The sequence below is a fragment of the Burkholderia sp. 9779_493 genome (assembly GCF_015712215.1).
Classification (GTDB): Bacteria; Pseudomonadota; Gammaproteobacteria; order Burkholderiales; family Burkholderiaceae; genus Burkholderia; species Burkholderia cenocepacia.
Genome location: NZ_JACCQA010000039.1, coordinates 14,836 through 31,837, shown reverse-complemented (window position 1 = coordinate 31,837; position 17,002 = coordinate 14,836). Strand labels below are relative to the sequence as shown.

At 66.6% G+C, this 17,002-nt stretch carries 17 protein-coding genes; 11 read left to right on the top strand and 6 right to left on the bottom strand.

Features of this window, described 5'->3' with window-relative positions; genetic code table 11:
• Positions 1–26 precede the first annotated feature (26 nt).
• The 6 genes from H0X95_RS29700 to H0X95_RS29675 all read right to left on the bottom strand — a co-directional run bounded on the left by H0X95_RS29700 (position 27) and on the right by H0X95_RS29675 (position 7,043).
• The gene (locus H0X95_RS29700) at positions 27–1,571 is read right to left on the bottom strand and encodes a 2-isopropylmalate synthase (RefSeq protein WP_006491031.1); all 1,545 of its coding nucleotides are present in this window, start codon (positions 1,569–1,571) and stop codon (positions 27–29) included.
• A 323-nt stretch (positions 1,572–1,894) separates the two neighbouring features.
• Positions 1,895–2,767, bottom strand: a complete 873-nt coding sequence (pssA, locus tag H0X95_RS29695; protein WP_006491034.1) for a CDP-diacylglycerol--serine O-phosphatidyltransferase — start codon at positions 2,765–2,767, stop codon at positions 1,895–1,897.
• Positions 2,768–2,782: 15 nt separating this feature from the next.
• Positions 2,783–3,427 (bottom strand): phosphatidylserine decarboxylase, encoded by a 645-nt coding sequence (locus H0X95_RS29690; protein ID WP_006497014.1) that lies wholly within the window; start codon positions 3,425–3,427, stop codon positions 2,783–2,785.
• Between the two features lie 127 nt (positions 3,428–3,554).
• Positions 3,555–4,571 carry a ketol-acid reductoisomerase gene (gene ilvC, locus H0X95_RS29685; RefSeq protein ID WP_006491032.1) on the bottom strand — a complete coding sequence of 339 codons (1,017 nt, stop codon included), beginning with the start codon at positions 4,569–4,571 and terminating at the stop codon, positions 3,555–3,557.
• A gap of 105 nt (positions 4,572–4,676) precedes the next feature.
• Positions 4,677–5,168, bottom strand: a complete 492-nt coding sequence (gene ilvN, locus H0X95_RS29680) for an acetolactate synthase small subunit (RefSeq protein WP_006398781.1) — start codon at positions 5,166–5,168, stop codon at positions 4,677–4,679.
• Positions 5,169–5,279: 111 nt separating this feature from the next.
• Entirely contained in the window at positions 5,280–7,043 is a 1,764-nt protein-coding gene (locus tag H0X95_RS29675; protein WP_012492736.1) for an acetolactate synthase 3 catalytic subunit, read from the bottom strand.
• A 354-nt stretch (positions 7,044–7,397) separates the two neighbouring features.
• Here H0X95_RS29675 and H0X95_RS29670 point away from each other — a divergent pair, with 354 nt between their 5' ends.
• The 11 genes from H0X95_RS29670 (at position 7,398) to H0X95_RS29620 (ending at position 16,897) form a co-directional block, all read left to right on the top strand.
• On the top strand, positions 7,398–7,961 hold the full coding sequence (locus tag H0X95_RS29670) for an RNA polymerase sigma factor (RefSeq protein WP_006491033.1): 564 nt from the start codon (positions 7,398–7,400) through the stop codon (positions 7,959–7,961).
• On the top strand, positions 7,958–8,377 hold the full coding sequence (locus tag H0X95_RS29665; RefSeq protein ID WP_006497015.1) for a DUF3619 family protein: 420 nt from the start codon (positions 7,958–7,960) through the stop codon (positions 8,375–8,377). Before H0X95_RS29670 ends, H0X95_RS29665 begins: the two co-directional genes overlap by 4 nt.
• Positions 8,378–8,403: 26 nt before the next feature.
• On the top strand, positions 8,404–9,171 hold the full coding sequence (locus H0X95_RS29660; protein ID WP_020979871.1) for a DUF3106 domain-containing protein: 768 nt from the start codon (positions 8,404–8,406) through the stop codon (positions 9,169–9,171).
• Positions 9,172–9,177: 6 nt separating this feature from the next.
• The gene (locus tag H0X95_RS29655) at positions 9,178–9,684 is read left to right on the top strand and encodes an RDD family protein (RefSeq protein ID WP_006488204.1); all 507 of its coding nucleotides are present in this window, start codon (positions 9,178–9,180) and stop codon (positions 9,682–9,684) included.
• Between the two features lie 226 nt (positions 9,685–9,910).
• Positions 9,911–10,849 (top strand): UDP-2,3-diacylglucosamine diphosphatase, encoded by a 939-nt coding sequence (locus H0X95_RS29650; protein WP_006478246.1) that lies wholly within the window; start codon positions 9,911–9,913, stop codon positions 10,847–10,849.
• A 28-nt stretch (positions 10,850–10,877) separates the two neighbouring features.
• Positions 10,878–11,912 (top strand): glycosyltransferase family 4 protein, encoded by a 1,035-nt coding sequence (locus H0X95_RS29645; protein WP_006488194.1) that lies wholly within the window; start codon positions 10,878–10,880, stop codon positions 11,910–11,912.
• Complete coding sequence (locus tag H0X95_RS29640) at positions 11,909–12,442, top strand: diacylglycerol kinase (protein ID WP_006488206.1); 534 nt, start codon at positions 11,909–11,911, stop codon at positions 12,440–12,442. The genes H0X95_RS29645 and H0X95_RS29640 overlap by 4 nt, the downstream gene beginning before the upstream one ends.
• A 201-nt stretch (positions 12,443–12,643) precedes the next feature.
• Positions 12,644–13,402: a TetR/AcrR family transcriptional regulator gene (locus H0X95_RS29635; protein ID WP_006488215.1), complete on the top strand. Its 759-nt coding sequence runs from the start codon at positions 12,644–12,646 to the stop codon at positions 13,400–13,402.
• Positions 13,399–13,992 (top strand): TIGR00730 family Rossman fold protein, encoded by a 594-nt coding sequence (locus H0X95_RS29630; RefSeq protein WP_196446311.1) that lies wholly within the window; start codon positions 13,399–13,401, stop codon positions 13,990–13,992. The genes H0X95_RS29635 and H0X95_RS29630 overlap by 4 nt, the downstream gene beginning before the upstream one ends.
• 22 nt (positions 13,993–14,014) lie before the next feature.
• On the top strand, positions 14,015–14,776 hold the full coding sequence (locus H0X95_RS29625) for an SDR family oxidoreductase (protein WP_006488202.1): 762 nt from the start codon (positions 14,015–14,017) through the stop codon (positions 14,774–14,776).
• 228 nt (positions 14,777–15,004) lie between these two features.
• Positions 15,005–16,897: an ArnT family glycosyltransferase gene (locus H0X95_RS29620; protein WP_058901660.1), complete on the top strand. Its 1,893-nt coding sequence runs from the start codon at positions 15,005–15,007 to the stop codon at positions 16,895–16,897.
• Positions 16,898–17,002: the final 105 nt, after the last annotated feature.

Sequence of the window (17,002 nt, the reverse complement as noted above, 5' to 3'; positions counted from 1 at the left end):
GTTTCGGGCAACGTGACGCGCGGCGCTTACGAGCGCTGCGGGTTGACCTTGTCGTCCTTCGAGTGCAGCTTGTTCAGCGCGGAAATGTACGCCTTCGCGGACGCGGCGACGATATCCGGATCGGTGCCGACGCCGTTGACGATCCGCCCGCTCTTCGACAGCCGGACGGTCACTTCGCCCTGCGCCTGCGTGCCGGTCGTGATCGCGTTCACCGAGTACAGCAGCAGCTCGGACCCGCTGCCGACCTCACCCTCGATCGCATTGAACGTCGCATCGACCGGGCCGTTGCCGCGCGCCTCGCCGGTCACTTCCTTGCCTTCGACCGCGAACACGACCTTCGCCTGCGGCTGCTCGCCCGTTTCCGAACGCTGCGACAGCGACACGAACTTGAAGTGCTCCTGCTCCTGCGCGAGCGCCGACTCCTCGGACACGATCGCGATGATGTCCTCGTCGAAGATCTCCGCCTTGCGGTCGGCCAGATCCTTGAAGCGCATGAACGCGGCATTCAATTCCGCTTCGCTGTCGAGCGACACGCCGAGCTCCTGCAGGCGCTGCTTGAACGCGTTGCGGCCCGACAACTTGCCGAGCACGATCTTGTTCGCGGTCCAGCCCACATCTTCCGCGCGCATGATCTCGTAGGTGTCGCGCGCCTTCAGCACGCCGTCCTGGTGAATGCCCGACGCGTGCGCGAATGCGTTCGCGCCGACCACCGCCTTGTTCGGCTGCACGACGAAGCCGGTGATCTGCGACACGAGCTTTGACGTCGGCACGATCTGCGACGTGTCGATGCCGACGTCGAGGCCGAAATAGTCCTTGCGGGTCTTCACGGCCATCACGATTTCCTCGAGCGACGTATTGCCCGCGCGCTCGCCGAGACCGTTGATCGTGCACTCGACCTGACGCGCGCCGCCGATCTTCACGCCGGCGAGCGAGTTCGCGACCGCCATCCCGAGGTCGTTGTGGCAGTGCACCGAAAAGATCGCCTTGTCCGAGTTCGGAATGCGCTCGCGCAGCGTCTTCACGAGGTTGCCGTAGAGTTCCGGCACGCCGTAGCCGACCGTATCGGCGATGTTGATCGTCGTCGCGCCTTCCGCGATCACGGCTTCCAGCACGCGGCACAGGAAATCCATGTCCGAGCGGCTGCCGTCTTCCGGCGAGAACTCGACGTTGTCGGTGAACTTGCGTGCGAAACGCACCGCGAGGCGCGCCTGCTCGAACACCTGGTCGGGCGTCATCCGCAGCTTCTTCTCCATGTGCAGCGGCGACGTCGCGATGAACGTGTGGATCCGGAAGCTGTTGGCCGGCTTCAGCGCGTCGGCCGCGCGCTGGATGTCCTTGTCGTTGGCCCGCGCCAGCGAGCAGATCGTGCTGTCCTTCACGAGACCGGCGATCGTGTGGATCGCGTCGAAATCGCCGTTCGAGCTGGCGGCGAAGCCGGCCTCGATCACGTCGACCTTCATCCGCTCGAGATTCTTCGCGATACGGATTTTCTCTTCCTTCGTCATCGATGCACCGGGCGATTGCTCGCCGTCACGCAACGTCGTATCGAAAATGATCAGCTTGTCTGTCATGGGGGGCTCCAGGGCTCTTTTATACGGAAGTCAAACGTAACGAGATCGCGCCACCGCTGGCGACGCTCAACAACAGACGAGGCTTGAGACGGAGGGCGAGAACGGTCAGCGCGGCAGGCGCGCCACAGCTGGCGCGCGTAGCGGCGCACCGGCTAGAAGGAGGGAGAGGCGGGGAAATGCAGTCATGCCAAAGACTATAGCGACATTCGGTTGGCCGCGCAATCGGACGGCACCCGGGGATCGACGCGCCCCCGGCTCGAAAAAGGGGCACATGAAAACGGCGGCCCCGAGGCCGCCGTTTTCGGGCAAATCGCGCGCCGGGGTCAGTGATCGCGCTGCGACGAGCGCGCCGGATTGGCGCGCCCGCGGATGGCCTGGTAGGCCCAGAACACGTAGCCGGACAGCCCGTACAACACGAACAGGCAGAACAGCATCAGCGGCGGATCGGACGACACGAGCACGAACGCGACCACGACGAGCAGGATGGCCGCGAACGGCACACGGTGCCGCACGTCGAGCGCCTTGCCGCTGTAGAACGGCGCGTTCGACACCATCGTCACGCCCGCGTAGATCGTCAGCGCGAACGCGACCCACGGCAGCCAGCCGAGCTTCATCGGCACGCGGTTGTCGGTCGCGAGCCACACGAAGCCCGCGATCAGCGCGGCGGCGGCCGGGCTCGGCAGCCCCTGGAAGAAGCGCTTGTCGACCACGCCGATGTTCGTGTTGAAGCGCGCGAGGCGCAGCGCGGCGCCCGAGCAATAGACGAACGCGGCGAGCCAGCCCCAGCGGCCCAGATCCTTCAGTACCCACTCGTACATCACGAGCGCGGGCGCGACGCCGAACGACACCATGTCCGACAGGCTGTCGAACTGCTCGCCGAACGCGCTCTGCGTATGGGTCATGCGCGCGACGCGCCCGTCCATCCCGTCGAGCACCATCGCGACGAAAATCGCGATTGCGGCGATCTCGAAGCGCACGTTCATCGCCTGCACGACCGCGAAGAAGCCGCAGAACAGCGCGGCGGTCGTGAATGCGTTCGGCAGCAGATAGATGCCGCGCGTCTTCAGGAACCGCTGGCGCGCGGCGCGGCGGCTTTCGAGCGGCGCCGGATCGGGCGCCATCACCTTGTTGCGGCGGAACGGGCGTGGCGTCTGGCCGGAGCCGTTGCGCGGCCGACGCGGTTTGAATGCGGCCATCGTGCGCCCCGCCGCTTACTGCTCGAGCTCGGCGAGGATCGTCGACGACGCGTAGACCTTCTCGCCGATCGACACCTTCGCGCGGCTGCCGAGCGGCAGGTACACGTCGACGCGCGAACCGAAGCGGATGAAACCGTAGCGCTGGCCGCGCGACAGCGGCTCGCCGGCGCGCACGTAGCAGAGGATCCGGCGCGCGATCAGGCCGGCGATCTGCACCGAGGTGACGGTCTTGCCGCTCGCCGTCTGGATCACGACCGCATTGCGCTCGTTCTCGGTCGACGCCTTGTCGATCGCCGCATTCAGGAACGCGCCCGGGAAGTACTCGACCTTGCTGATCGCGCCATCGACCGGCGAGCGCTGCGAATGGACATTGAAGACATTCATGAACACGCTGATCTTCAGCGCTTCGCGGTTCGCGTACGGATCCTGCGCGATCTCGACCGCGACGATGCGGCCGTCCGCCGGGCACAGCACCGCGTTCGGCTGCGCCGGGATCGGGCGCTGCGGGTCACGGAAGAACTGGACGACGAAGACGAGCAGCAGCCAGAACGGCCACGCGAAGCCGAAGCCCCCGACGGCATGGATCAACAGCGCGATGACGGCTGCAATCGCGATGAACGGCCAGCCTTCGCGCGCGATGATCGGATGAGGATAGTTCATGGATTCGTTCTGTGTTCGGTGAATTGCAAAGCCCGTAGCATAACAAAAGCCGCCCGGGGCACTGCTGCCTTCGGACGGCTTTTTGATGCCGGCCCTTCGCTCGAAGGGCCGGAACAGCACGGGATGCTCAGTTCTTCGTCTGGTCGACGAGCTTGTTCTTCGCGATCCACGGCATCATCGCACGCAGCTTCGCACCGACCTGCTCGATCTGGTGCTCGGCCGTCAGGCGGCGGCGCGACTGCAGCGTCGGGGCGCCTGCCTTGTTCTCGAGAATGAAGCTCTTCGCGTACTCGCCCGTCTGGATGTCGGTCAGGCACTGCTTCATCGCCTTCTTCGTCTCTTCCGTGACGATGCGCGGGCCCGTCACGTACTCGCCGTACTCGGCGTTGTTCGAGATCGAGTAGTTCATGTTCGCGATGCCGCCTTCGTAGATCAGGTCGACGATCAGCTTCAGTTCGTGCAGGCACTCGAAGTACGCCATTTCCGGCGCGTAGCCGGCTTCGACCAGCGTCTCGAAACCTGCCTTGATCAGCTCGACCGTGCCGCCGCACAGCACGGCCTGCTCGCCGAACAGGTCGGTTTCGGTTTCTTCACGGAAGTTCGTCTCGATGATGCCGGCACGGCCGCCGCCGTTCGCTGCCGCGTACGACAGCGCGATGTCGCGCGCCGCGCCCGACTTGTTCTGCGCAACCGCGATCAGGTGCGGCACGCCGCCACCTTGCGAGTACGTGCCGCGCACGGTGTGGCCCGGTGCCTTCGGCGCGATCATGATCACGTCGAGGTCGGCGCGCGGGATCACCGCGCCGTAGTGGACGTTGAAGCCGTGCGCGAACGCGAGCGCCGCGCCCTGCTTGATGTTCGCGTGGACTTCCTTCGCGTACACGTCGGCGATCTGCTCGTCCGGCAGCAGCATCATGACGACGTCCGCGCCCTTCACCGCTTCCGCGACTTCCTTGACCGACAGGCCGGCGTTCTCGGCCTTGCTCCACGACGCGCCGCCCTTGCGCAGGCCGACCGTCACGTTCACGCCGCTGTCCTTCAGGTTCAGCGCGTGTGCATGGCCTTGCGAGCCGTAGCCGATGATCGTGACTTGCTTGCCCTTGATGAGGGAGAGGTCAGCGTCTTTGTCGTAGAAAACGTTCATGATGGTTCCTTCGCTAATTCAAAAAATTCAATAATTCGTTCGGATGGAGTACTGCGGGCCGGGACATGACGGCGCACCCGGCGTGCCTCTTTGGCTATGTCGGCATCACACCTTCAGGATGCGCTCGCCGCGTCCGATGCCGGAGCTGCCGGTGCGCACGGTCTCGAGGATCGCGCCCGCGTCCAGCCCCTGGATGAATGCGTCGAGCTTGTCGCTCGCGCCCGTCAATTCGATCGTGTAGGTCTTCTCGGTCACGTCGATGATGCGGCCGCGGAAAATGTCCGACATCCGCTTCATTTCTTCGCGCTCCTTGCCCACTGCACGTACCTTGATCAGCATCAGCTCGCGTTCGATGTGTGCACCGTCGGTCAGGTCCACCACTTTCACCACCTCGATAAGGCGGTTCAGATGCTTCGTGATCTGTTCGATCACGTCGTCGGAGCCAATGGAAACGATGGTGAGCCGCGACAGCGATTGATCTTCGGTCGGCGCCACCGTCAAGGTTTCGATGTTGTAGCCGCGTGCGGAAAACAGGCCGACCACGCGCGACAGCGCGCCCGGTTCGTTCTCCAGCAGGACGGAAATGATGTGTCTCATGTTCGCTTCTTCCAGAATGTGTCCGTGTCGATTCACTCGCGCCGCGCGCCGCCGCGTGCCGCACCGCCCTTCGTGAAGGCGGCCGCATCGGGCCGGGCGCGCGTCGCGCCGTTACAGATCTTCCGATCCGAGCAGCATCTCGGTGATGCCCTTGCCGGCCTGTACCATCGGCCAGACGTTTTCGGTCGGATCGGTCTGGAAGTCGAGAAACACGGTGCGGTCCTTCAGGCGCAGCGCTTCCTTCAGCGCCGGCTCCACATCCGAAGTCTTTTCGATCCGCATGCCGACATGGCCGTACGCTTCGGCGAGCTTCACGAAATCCGGCAGCGCATCCATGTACGAATGCGAATAGCGCTTGCTGTATTCGATCTGCTGCCACTGGCGGACCATGCCGAGGTAGCGGTTGTTCAGCGAAATGATCTTCACGGGCGTGTCGTACTGCAGGCAGGTCGACAGTTCCTGGATGCACATCTGGATCGAGCCTTCGCCCGTGATGCACAGCACGTCGTCGTCCGGATGGGCCATCTTGACGCCCATCGCCGCCGGCAGGCCGAAGCCCATCGTGCCGAGGCCGCCGGAGTTGATCCAGCGACGCGGCTTGTTGAAACGGTAGAACTGCGCGGCCCACATCTGGTGCTGGCCGACGTCCGAGCACACGAACGCATTGCCGTCCGTCAGCTCCCACGCCTTCTCGACCACGTACTGCGGCTTGATGATCTCGCTTTCGCGGTCGTACTTCAGGCAGTCCTTCGCGCGCCAGCCTTCGATGTCCTTCCACCATTGCGCGAGCGCTTCGGTGTCGGGGCCATGCTCGGCCGTCTGCAGCTGCTCGATCAGCTCCTTCAGCACTTCCTTCACGTCGCCGACGATCGGGATGTCGACCTTCACGCGCTTCGAGATCGACGACGGGTCGATGTCGATGTGAATGATCTTGCGCGGGCGCGACGCGAAGTGCGCCGGGTCGCCGATCACGCGGTCGTCGAAGCGGGCGCCGATCGCGATCAGCACGTCGCAGTGCTGCATCGCCATGTTCGCTTCGTAGGTGCCGTGCATGCCGAGCATGCCGAGGAATTTCTTGTCCGACGCGCGATAGCCGCCGAGGCCCATCAGCGTGTTCGTGACCGGGTAGCCGAGCAGGTCCGCGAACTGGTTCAGTTCACGCGACGCGTCGGCGAGGATGATGCCGCCCCCCGTGTAGATGTACGGACGCTTCGCCGTCAGCAGCAGCGACACGGCCTTGCGGATCTGACCCGAATGGCCCTTCGTGACGGGGTTGTACGAACGCAGCGACACGCTCTTGATCGGCTCGTACTGGCACGGCGTCTTCGAGATGTCCTTCGGGATGTCGATCAGCACCGGGCCCGGACGGCCGGTGCGGGCGATATAGAACGCCTTCTTGACGGTTTCCGCGAGGTCGCGCACGTCCTTCACGAGGAAGTTGTGCTTCACGCACGGACGCGTGATGCCGACGGTGTCGCATTCCTGGAACGCATCCTGACCGATCGCGGCCGTCGGCACCTGGCCGCTGATCACGACCATCGGGATCGAATCCATGTAGGCCGTTGCGATGCCGGTCACCGCATTGGTGACACCGGGGCCCGACGTCACGAGGCAGACGCCGACGTTGCCGGTGGAGCGCGCATACGCATCGGCTGCGTGCACGGCCGCCTGTTCATGGCGCACCAGCACGTGCTGAATCTTGTCCTGCTTGTACAGCTCGTCGTAGATGTAGAGAACCGAGCCGCCGGGGTAGCCCCAGATGAATTCGACGTTTTCGTCGGCCAGTGCCTTCATGAGCACGGTGCCGCCGATGGAGTCGCTATCGGGAGGGGAAAGGGGTTCCGACGTGGAGAATTCCGCGCTGGGCATGTTCATTTTGACCTTTCGAATTTTCGGCAAAAAATTGATCGGGTGCTCTCTGCCGGGCTTGTGGCTCGGGTTCAAGCGGCGCGTCCAGTTTGAAGGGCGGGCTTCTTGGGCCAGCCTCAAATGAGACCATCACTTCATGTTGCGAATCGCTGACGATAGCGGGTCGTGATGGGGCCGTCAAGCAAAATATCCCGCAGCGCATCATGCGCGCCGCCCGGCGCCCCGCCGGCGCGGCTCGCGCGCAACTGCGGCGCCCGACCCGGTGCCAAGCCGCGCGAAAATTTGATAGCATCCGCGGGTTTTACGAAATTTTTCGACCTTTTACACCACGCAGCGGGCCGCAGCGCATACCTTCACGGAATGGCATCAGACAAGGAACTCGCCGACTTTCTGGCGGGCGTCGAAAGGCGCGCGTTCAAGCAGGCTGCGTACGCCGTGCGTGACGACGATGCATCGCTCGACATCGTGCAGGACGCGATGATCAAGCTCGCGGAGAAGTACGGCGACCGGCCGTCGGCCGAGCTGCCGCTGCTGTTTCAGCGGATCCTGCAGAACGCGATCCACGACTGGTTCCGCCGGCAGAAAGTCCGCAATACGTGGGTGACGCTCTTCTCGTCGCTGAACAACACCGACGACGACGACTTCGACCCGCTCGAAACGCTCGAATCCGCGGATGACAACGCGGGCGTCGAAAGCAGCGAACACCGCCTCGAAAGAGAGCAGGTTCTGGCCCTGATCGACGAAGAAATCCAGAAGCTTCCGACGCGTCAACGGGAAGCGTTCCTGATGCGTTATTGGGAAGATATGGATGTCGCCGAGACTGCCGCCGCAATGGGGTGCTCCGAGGGCAGCGTGAAGACGCACTGCTCGCGAGCCACTCACACCCTGGCGCAAGCGCTCAAGGCCAAAGGAATCACGCTATGAGCTCCGCAAACCGAGAACACGAATTCGCGCTGAAGGTGCGCCGCGCGCTGGACGAGCGCGCGGCCGCCCTGCCTGCCGCGACCACCGATCGGCTGGCCGTCGCCCGCCGGGCCGCGCTCGCGCGCAAGAAGCCCGAAGCCGCGACCGCGCCGGTGTTCGTGCCGGCCTTCGCCGGCGCGGCCGGTGCCTACGGCCCGACGCCCGCGAATCGCCGGCCGACGTCGTTCGCGCGCCGCCTGCTGCGCGCGTGGCCGCTCGCATTGCTGCTCGCGGGGCTCGTCGGCATCGCGTACTGGGAAGACATGCAGCGCACCGCCGAACTCGCCGACATCGACGCGGCGATGCTCAGCGACGACCTGCCGCTCAACGCGTATCTCGACCACGGGTTCAACGCGTATCTTTCACGCGCTCACTAACAGACAATAACGAGGGGATCGTACGGGTGAGTCAGAAGCGCGGCCTGGCCGTATTTTTCGGATGCGTGATCGCGATCGCCGTTTCCTACGTCGCCACGTATCCCCGATTCCACCCGGCCCCCGCGACGACGCCCGTCGCGACCGCCAACCCTGCCGCGCCGGCATCGGCCGCGGCCGGACTCACCACCGAACTGCCCCCGCTGCCCCTGCCCTTGCCGCTGCCGGCCGCCGCCGGCCCGCTGGCGTGGGCGCGCCTCACGCCGGCGCAGCACGCGGCCCTCGCGCCGTTCGCCGACCAGTGGGACGGCTTCAGCGATGCTCGCAAGCGAAAATGGCTGAAGATCGCATCGCGTTTCGCGAAGTTGTCGCCGGATGACCAGAAGCGCCTGCAGGAGCGCATGGCCGAGTGGGCGAAGATGACGCCCGAGCAGCGCCGCGTCGCGCGCGAGAACTACCAGAGCGCGAAGGAGCTGTCCGCGCAGGCGCGCGAGCGCGCATGGAAGGCCTACCAGCAACTCCCCGAGGAGCAGAAGGAACGGCTTGCCGCCGCCGAGCGCCGCCGCAAGCCGAGCGTCGTCAGCGCGCCGCCGACCGTCGCGGACCGCGACGTCCGCCGCCTCGTCAACTCGCACGAACACCCGGCGAGCGGCGCGGCCGCCGCTCCGGCGCCCGCGTCGACCGGCGCCGCCGCGCAGCCGGTGCCCGCGTCGTCGACGTCCGGCACCGCATCGGCCCCGGCCGCCGTGGCGCCGGTGTCGCCCGCCGACGCGCCTTCGCTGTTCAAGGGCTCCTGAGCGGCCGTGGCGAACGCCCGCGCTTCCGAGACCCCGGCCGCCGCGCCGTCCGTGCGGCGGCGCCTCGCCGCGCTGCTCTACGAAGGCGTGCTGCTGTTCGGCGTCGTGTTCTTCGCGGGGCTCGCGTTCAGCCTCGCGACGCAGCAACGCAACGGCCTCGTTCATCACAACCTGCTTGCCGCGTGGATCGCGCTCGTCGTCGGCGCGTATTTCGTCTGGTTCTGGACACACGGCGGCCAGACGCTGCCGATGAAAACCTGGCGGCTGCGGCTCGAATCGGCGAACGGCCGGCCGTTGAGCGCCGGCCACGCGCTCGTCCGCTACGTGCTCGGCTGGCTGTGGTTCCTGCCGCCGCTCGCGCTGCATCCGCTCCTGGGCCTGTCGGTACCCGTCACGCTTGCGCTCGCCGCCGCATGGGTCGTCGCGTGGGCCGGCGCCGCCCGGTTGCACGCCGGACGCCAGTTCCCGCACGACCGGATCGCCCGCACGCGCGTCGTCGCGATACCACGCTGACGCGTCGCCGCATTCACCAGACGAAAGCCCCTCGCCCGGCGCCCTCATCGAGCCGCGGAGCCTGGCCTGACACGCCCCGAGCGTTCAGTGCGACAGGTTACGCAACGCCCGTTCATTCACTGCTAAACACCCTTCGACGGTCGTAATAAGAACGTCTCGTGACTGTCACGGCACAGTCACGCCCGCATGGCGGAATGCCGGTAATGTCAACCGGCGCGAGTCATGCATGGGCCAGAAAACGTCCGCGACCTCACTGTTTCGTCACCCCATCGGCGCCCGCGCCGCCACTGCGTTCCTGTCCGGCTCGGGGGCAACCGACGGCGTGGTGTCGCACAAGCCGCCCGTTGCGCACACCACCCAGCACGAGGACCCGGAGCCGTCCGCCCACCGCTACCGCACCATCTGGCTGTCCGACATCCACCTCGGCTCGAGCGGCTGTCAGGCGCCCTACCTGCTGGATTTCCTGCGTCACAACGATTCGGAATACCTGTACCTCGTCGGCGACATCATCGACGGCTGGCAGCTGAAGAAAGGCTGGTACTGGCCGCAGGCGCACAACGACGTCGTGCAGAAGATCCTGCGCAAGGCGCGCAAGGGCACGCAGGTCGTCTACATCCCCGGCAACCACGACGAAGGCGCGCGGCAGTTCTGCGATCTCGCGTTCGGCGACATCCAGGTGCGCGGCGAGGCATTTCACACGACGCTCGCAGGCAAACGTTTGTGGATCGTGCACGGCGACCTGTTCGACGGCGTGATCCAGCACGCGAAATGGCTCGCGTACCTCGGTGACACGCTCTACACGCTGATCCTCGTGCTGAACCGCTGGTTCAACCGGATCCGCAGCCGGCTCGGCTTCCAGTACTGGTCGCTGTCGCAGTACCTGAAGCACCAGGTCAAGAACGCGGTCAATTTCATCTCGCAGTTCGAGACCGTGATGACCGACGAGGCGCGCCGCCGCGGCTGCGACGGCGTCGTGTGCGGCCACATCCACAAGGCCGAGATCCGCGACATCGACGGCGTGCTGTACTGCAACGACGGCGACTGGGTCGAAAGCCTGTCCGCGCTCGTCGAAACGATGGAAGGCGAACTGAAGATCGTCTACTGGACGGTGATGCGCACCGCACCGTCGGAGACCACGTCGCGCAAGGCCAAGGCCGCTGCCTGACACAACCCTACTTACAGGACATGCCGCGATGAAGATCATGATCGTCACCGACGCGTGGGAACCGCAGGTCAACGGCGTCGTGCGCACGCTGAAGAGCACATCGCGCGAACTCACGGCGCTCGGCCATCGCGTCGAGCTGCTGACGCCGCTGGAATTCCGCACGGTGCCCTGCCCGACCTACCCCGAGATCCGCCTGTCGATCCTGCCGTACCGCAAGCTGCGCGCAAGGATCGATGCGTTCGCACCCGACGCGCTGCACATCGCGACCGAAGGCCCGCTCGGCCTCGCCGCACGGCGCTATGCGCGCGCCCGCAAGCTGCCGTACACGACCGCGTATCACACGCGCTTTCCGGAATACGTGCAGGCGCGCTTCGGCATCCCGCTCGCGGCGACCTACCGCTTCCTGCACTGGTTCCACGGCCCGTCGCTCGCGGTGATGGCGCCGACCCCGGTCGTCAAGCAGGACCTCGAGAAATTCGGCTTCACGAACGTCGTGCTGTGGACCCGCGGCGTCGACCTCGACATCTTCCGGCCGATGGAGTCGAAGGTGCTCAACACCGCGCGGCCGATCTTCCTGTACGTGGGCCGCGTCGCGATCGAGAAGAACGTCGAGGCGTTCCTGCGCCTCGACCTGCCCGGCTCGAAGTGGGTCGCGGGCGAAGGCCCCGCGCTCGCGGAACTGAAGTCGCGCTACCCGGAGGCGAACTATCTCGGCGTGCTGTCACAGGCGGAGCTCGCGAAGGTGTATGCTGCGGCCGACGTGTTCGTATTCCCGAGTCGCACCGACACGTTCGGCCTCGTGCTGCTCGAAGCCCTCGCCTGCGGCACGCCGGTGGCCGCGTATCCCGTCACGGGTCCGATCGACGTGCTCGGCGAAGGCAATGCCGGCGCGATGCACGAGGATCTGCAGGAAGCCTGCCTCGAGGCGCTGAAGATCGAACGCACGACTGCGCGCGCGTGGGCCGAACGCTTCTCGTGGCGCGCGGCATCCGAGCAGTTCGCGTCGCATCTGAAGCCGCTGCCGAAGACCGCGTACTCGCCAGCCGAAGGTGCCGCCGTTTGAAACGAGACCTGAACGACAAGATCCCGCCCCCCGCCGCGACGCCGCGGCACCGCCCGTTCGACGAGGAAGAGCCGCACGCCGACGCGGACGTGCACGCGCACGAACCGCTCGGCCCCGACGACCGGCTCGCGCCGCTGCCGCCGAACCCGTACAAGCGCCACCGCGGCATCACGCGCGCGTGGTTCGCCCTCAAGCATTCGCTGAACGGGTTTCGCGTCGCGATCCGCGAGGAAAGCGCGTTTCGCCAGGAGCTCACGCTCGCCGCGCTGATGCTGCCGATCGGCGCATTCGCGCCGGTGCCGGCCGCGTCGCGCGCGCTGCTGATCGGCTCGGTGCTGCTGGTGCTGATCGTCGAGCTGCTGAACTCGAGCGTCGAAGCCGCGATCGACCGCATCTCGCTCGAACGTCACGAACTGTCGAAACGCGCGAAGGACCTCGGCAGCGCGGCCGTGACGGTCGCGCTGTTCGCGTGCGTGACGACCTGGGGCTTCGTGCTCGGGCCGGTCGTCGCACGCTGGCTCGGCTTCTAGGCAACCGCCCGGCGCCATTCCCGCTGCCCGCGTGCGGCGCTGCACCATGCGCCGCGCGGGGCCGCGATCACGAAATGCCCCGATGTGGCGAAACCCCGGTTTATAATCGTCCGCTAGACATAGAACAGCAACCCGCGCCGGACGAATCACGCAGCATCGATTGCAGCGCCCGCCAGTCCGGCACACACAGGGCCGGACGACATGGAAGCGAAACCTCCCCGCCGCACCCGCGAACGGATTCTCGAGTTGTCGTTGAAACTCTTCAACGAGATCGGCGAGCCGAACGTCACCACCACGACGATCGCCGAGGAAATGGAAATCAGTCCAGGCAACCTGTACTACCATTTCCGCAACAAGGACGACATCATCAACAGCATCTTCGCGCAGTTCGAGCAGCAGATCGAACGGCGGCTGCGCTTCCCCGAAGATCACCGTCCGACGATCGACGAAACCTGGTCGTACCTGCAGTACATGGCCGATTTCATGTGGACCTACCGGTTCCTGTATCGCGACCTCAACGACCTGCTCGCACGCAACCGCACGCTCGAGACACACTTCAAGCAGATCATCAGCCACAAGGTGCGCTTCGCACACGACATGTGCGAGCTGCTCGTCTCCGATGCCGAAATGGTCGCGACGCCCGCCGAGATCGAAGTCATCGCCACCAACATGGCCGTGATCTCGACGTACTGGCTGTCGTATCAGTACGTGATGCATCCGCGCAAATACAACGACCAGGACGCGATCCGCGAAGAGCTGCACCAGGTGAGCATGCACGTGATCTCGATCATGGCCCCGTACCTGCGCGGCCGTTCGCGCCAGCTGTTCGACGACCTCGTCTCCGGCAAGCTGCCCAAGCGCCAGTTCACCGACTACCTGCCGCCGCGCGACGGTTCGCCGCGCCCGGCCGGCAGCCCCGTCTCCGGTGGGCAGGCCCCCGCCAAGGACGCGAAGCAATGAAGGCAGTCTGCGTTTACTGCGGTTCGTCGTCCGGCGTGCGGCCGGTCTATGCCGATGCCGCGCGCGCGTTCGGCCGCGCGTTCGGCCGCGCGCTCGTCGACGCGGGCCTCACGCTCGTGTACGGCGGCGGCCGCGTCGGCCTGATGGGCGTGATCGCCGACGAAGTGATGGCGGCCGGCGGCCGTGCGGTCGGCGTGATCCCCGAGTTGCTCGTCGACAAGGAAGTCGGCCATACGGGGCTGTCGGAACTGCACGTCGTGCCCGACATGCACCATCGCAAGAAAATGATGGCCGACCTCTCCGACGCGTTCGTCGCGATGCCCGGCGGCGCCGGCACGCTCGAGGAGCTCTTCGAGGTCTACACGTGGGCGCAGCTCGGCTATCACCGCAAGCCCGTCGCGCTCTACAACATCGATGCGTTCTACGATCCGCTGATCGCGCTGCTGCGCCATACGGTCGACGAAGGCTTCATGCGGCCGGCCTATTTCGACGCGCTGTGCGTCGAATCCGAACCCGTCGCGCTGATCGAGCGGCTGCGCCGCTACCAGCCGCCCGCACGCGACAAGTGGGCGCCCGACGCAGCGAAGTGACCCTCACCGGAACCCGCACGCGATGACCGCATCGTCCGACCGCAAGGCCGTCCTCATCACCGGCGCGAGCCGCGGCATCGGCCGCGCGACCGCCGTGCTCGCGGCCGAACGCGGCTGGGACGTCGGCATCAACTACGCGCGCGACGCGGCGGCGGCCGAACTGACCGCGCAGGCCGTGCGCGACGCGGGCGGCCGCGCGTGCATCGTCGCGGGCGATGTCGCGAACGAGGCGGACGTCGTCGCGATGTTCGATACCGTTGCGGCCGCGTTCGGACGCCTCGACGCGCTCGTCAACAACGCGGGCATCGTCGCGCCGTCGATGCCGCTCGCCGACATGCCGGTCGACCGGTTGCGGCGGATGTTCGATACCAACGTGCTCGGCGCCTACCTGTGCGCGCGCGAAGCCGCGCGCCGGCTGTCGACCGACCGCGGCGGCCGCGGCGGCGCGATCGTCAACGTGTCGTCGATCGCATCGCGGCTCGGCTCGCCGAACGAGTACGTCGACTACGCGGGCTCGAAAGGCGCGGTCGATTCGCTGACGATCGGCCTCGCCAAGGAACTCGGCCCGCACGGCGTGCGCGTCAACGCGGTACGCCCCGGCCTGATCGAGACCGACATTCATGCAAGCGGCGGCCAGCCGGGCCGTGCGGCCCGCCTCGGCGCGCAAACGCCGCTCGGCCGCGCGGGCGAAGCGCAGGAAGTCGCCGAGGCGATCGTCTGGCTGCTCGGCGATACGGCCTCCTACACGACGGGCGCCCTGCTCGACGTCGGCGGCGGCCGCTGAGCTGACGCGCCGCGCAACAATACGGCGGTCGACAACGCCGCGTGGTCACGCCGCCACAAATCTCCACAATTCCGTGACAGTTTCAGTAAACATCCGTAACAATTCCGTGCTCTACTAGCGGTCATTCAGACAGGTGTCTTAAACATCCTGTCCGTTAGCCGGATGTAATCCCCTTATCGGTCCAGCCCATGTCGCCGGACCGGCTCGACTCGACCCGAGATCTTTTCCATGCCTGGAACCGCAGCGCCCAGCCGGCGACGCACGTCCGTGCCCGCCTCGGCCGCGCACACCCGCTCGACCGCCGATACCGACGTCATCGCGACGCTCGACGTTGCCGGCACGCCCGTTGCCGCATCGACCGCGGCCGCCAGCCCCGCGCGCGACCGCGCGCTGCTGCTCGGCTGGCGCGCCTGGTTGTTCGTTGCCGCCCTGGTGTGCGCGTACACGCTGCCCGGCGTGCTCGGCCACGATCCGTGGAAACAGGACGAAACCTACACGTTCGGCATCATCCAGCACATGCTCGAGACCGGCGACTTCGTCGTGCCGACCAATGCCGGCCTACCCTTCATGGAAAAGCCGCCGCTTTACGCGTGGGTCGCGACCAGCCTCGCGTGGCTGCTGCAGCGCGTGATGCCGCTGCACGACGCGGCGCGCCTGGCGAGCGCCCTGTTCGCCGCGCTCGCATTCGGCTTCATCGCACGTGCGGCCCGCGTGGCCAGCCGGACGGAGAACTGGTTCGACCTGGGCGTGCTCGGCCCGGTCGTGCTGAGCGCGGGCACGCTCGTCGTCATCAAGCACGTGCACGACATGATGACGGACGTCGCATTGTTTGCCGGTACGGCAATGGGGTTCTGCGGACTGCTCGAACTCGTGATGCAGCACGTCGCGCGCGCGCAGCAGATGCGGCACGGGCTGCCGGTGCACCCGGCGAGCCGCTGGGCCGCGCCGCTCTTCGGCGCGGGCGTCGGCATCGCGCTGATGGCGAAGGGGCTGTTCGTGCCGCTCGTGTTCGCGGCCACGCTCGTCTGCACACTGGTGCTCTACCCGGCCTGCCGCACCCGCTCGTTCGCACGCGCGCTCGGCATTGCCGCGCTCGTGTTCGCGCCGTTCGCGCTGATCTGGCCGACCGCGCTGTTCCTGCGCTCGGAGACGCTGTTCATGAAGTGGTTCTGGGACAACAACGTCGGCCGCTTCTTCGGTTTCTCCGTCCCCGAGCTCGGGGCAGAAAACGACAAGCCGCTCTTCATTCTCCGCGCGTTCCTGACCGTCGGTTTCCCGATTGCACCGCTCGCGATCGTCGCGCTCGCACGCGGCGCATGGCGTGACTGGCGCGTGCCGTCTGTCGCGCTGCCCGTGCTGTTCGCCGGTATCGGGCTCGTGGTGCTGCAAATATCCGCGACGTCGCGCCAGCTCTACATCCTGCCGTTCTTCGCACCGCTCGCACTGGTCGCCGCGCAGGCGATCGAGCGCCTGCCGCGCCGGCTGCATCTCGCGTGGGATTACCTGAGCCGCCTCCTGTTCGGCACGGTCGTCGTGCTCGCGTGGGCGATCTGGGCGGTGATGGCCGATCCGGCCGCGTCGCGCGCCGATCTCGCGCTGCTCGGCCGCTGGCTGCCGCTCGACTGGACGATGCCGATCCAGCCCGCGCTCGTGACCGGCGCGCTCGCACTGACGGTCGGCTGGCTGACGCTGCTGCCGAAGTTGCGCACGACGGGCCGGTGGCGCGGCGCGCTGTCGTGGGGCGTCGGCGCGCTCGTCGCGTGGGGGCTCGTCTACACGCTGCTGCTGCCGTGGCTCGATGCCGCGAAGAGCTACCGCTCGGTGTTCGACGACCTGAACGCGCATCTGGCGCTCGAATGGAACGACGGCGACTGCATGGCGAGCCTGCCCGGCTTCGGCGAATCGGAGGCGCCGATGATGTACTACTTCTCCGGCATCCAGCACACGCCGATCGACGACGCGAAGACGACGCGCTGCACGTGGATGATCGTGCAGGGCGTGCGGGCCGTCGAGCCGGCGCCCGGCAGCGAGTGGAAGCTGTTCTGGACGGGCGCCCGCCCGGGCGACAACGACGAGTTGCTGCGCGTTTACGTGCGCACGCCCGAACAGCACCTGCAGTGACGCCGGGCGGCGCGATGCGCCGTCCTGCCCGCCTTCGTTTTCTTCTTCGGCAATGGCCGCGCTCATCCGCCCGGCCGGTGCGCAGCCCTTGCGCGATGCCGGCGC

What these genes read in the sequence shown, in the direction of transcription:
- ilvC (WP_006491032.1), bottom strand. Translation starts at nt 4,571, where the DNA reads ATGAACGTTTTCTACGACAAAGACGCTGACCTCTCCCTCATCAAGGGC.
- H0X95_RS29645 (WP_006488194.1), top strand. Translation starts at nt 10,878, where the DNA reads ATGAAGATCATGATCGTCACCGACGCGTGGGAACCGCAGGTCAACGGC.
- H0X95_RS29670 (WP_006491033.1), top strand. Translation starts at nt 7,398, where the DNA reads ATGGCATCAGACAAGGAACTCGCCGACTTTCTGGCGGGCGTCGAAAGG.
- ilvN (WP_006398781.1), bottom strand. Translation starts at nt 5,168, where the DNA reads ATGAGACACATCATTTCCGTCCTGCTGGAGAACGAACCGGGCGCGCTG.
- H0X95_RS29630 (WP_196446311.1), top strand. Translation starts at nt 13,399, where the DNA reads ATGAAGGCAGTCTGCGTTTACTGCGGTTCGTCGTCCGGCGTGCGGCCG.
- H0X95_RS29675 (WP_012492736.1), bottom strand. Translation starts at nt 7,043, where the DNA reads ATGAACATGCCCAGCGCGGAATTCTCCACGTCGGAACCCCTTTCCCCT.
- H0X95_RS29650 (WP_006478246.1), top strand. Translation starts at nt 9,911, where the DNA reads ATGGGCCAGAAAACGTCCGCGACCTCACTGTTTCGTCACCCCATCGGC.
- H0X95_RS29665 (WP_006497015.1), top strand. Translation starts at nt 7,958, where the DNA reads ATGAGCTCCGCAAACCGAGAACACGAATTCGCGCTGAAGGTGCGCCGC.
- H0X95_RS29690 (WP_006497014.1), bottom strand. Translation starts at nt 3,427, where the DNA reads ATGAACTATCCTCATCCGATCATCGCGCGCGAAGGCTGGCCGTTCATC.
- H0X95_RS29635 (WP_006488215.1), top strand. Translation starts at nt 12,644, where the DNA reads ATGGAAGCGAAACCTCCCCGCCGCACCCGCGAACGGATTCTCGAGTTG.
- H0X95_RS29700 (WP_006491031.1), bottom strand. Translation starts at nt 1,571, where the DNA reads ATGACAGACAAGCTGATCATTTTCGATACGACGTTGCGTGACGGCGAG.
- pssA (WP_006491034.1), bottom strand. Translation starts at nt 2,767, where the DNA reads ATGGCCGCATTCAAACCGCGTCGGCCGCGCAACGGCTCCGGCCAGACG.
- H0X95_RS29625 (WP_006488202.1), top strand. Translation starts at nt 14,015, where the DNA reads ATGACCGCATCGTCCGACCGCAAGGCCGTCCTCATCACCGGCGCGAGC.
- H0X95_RS29620 (WP_058901660.1), top strand. Translation starts at nt 15,005, where the DNA reads ATGCCTGGAACCGCAGCGCCCAGCCGGCGACGCACGTCCGTGCCCGCC.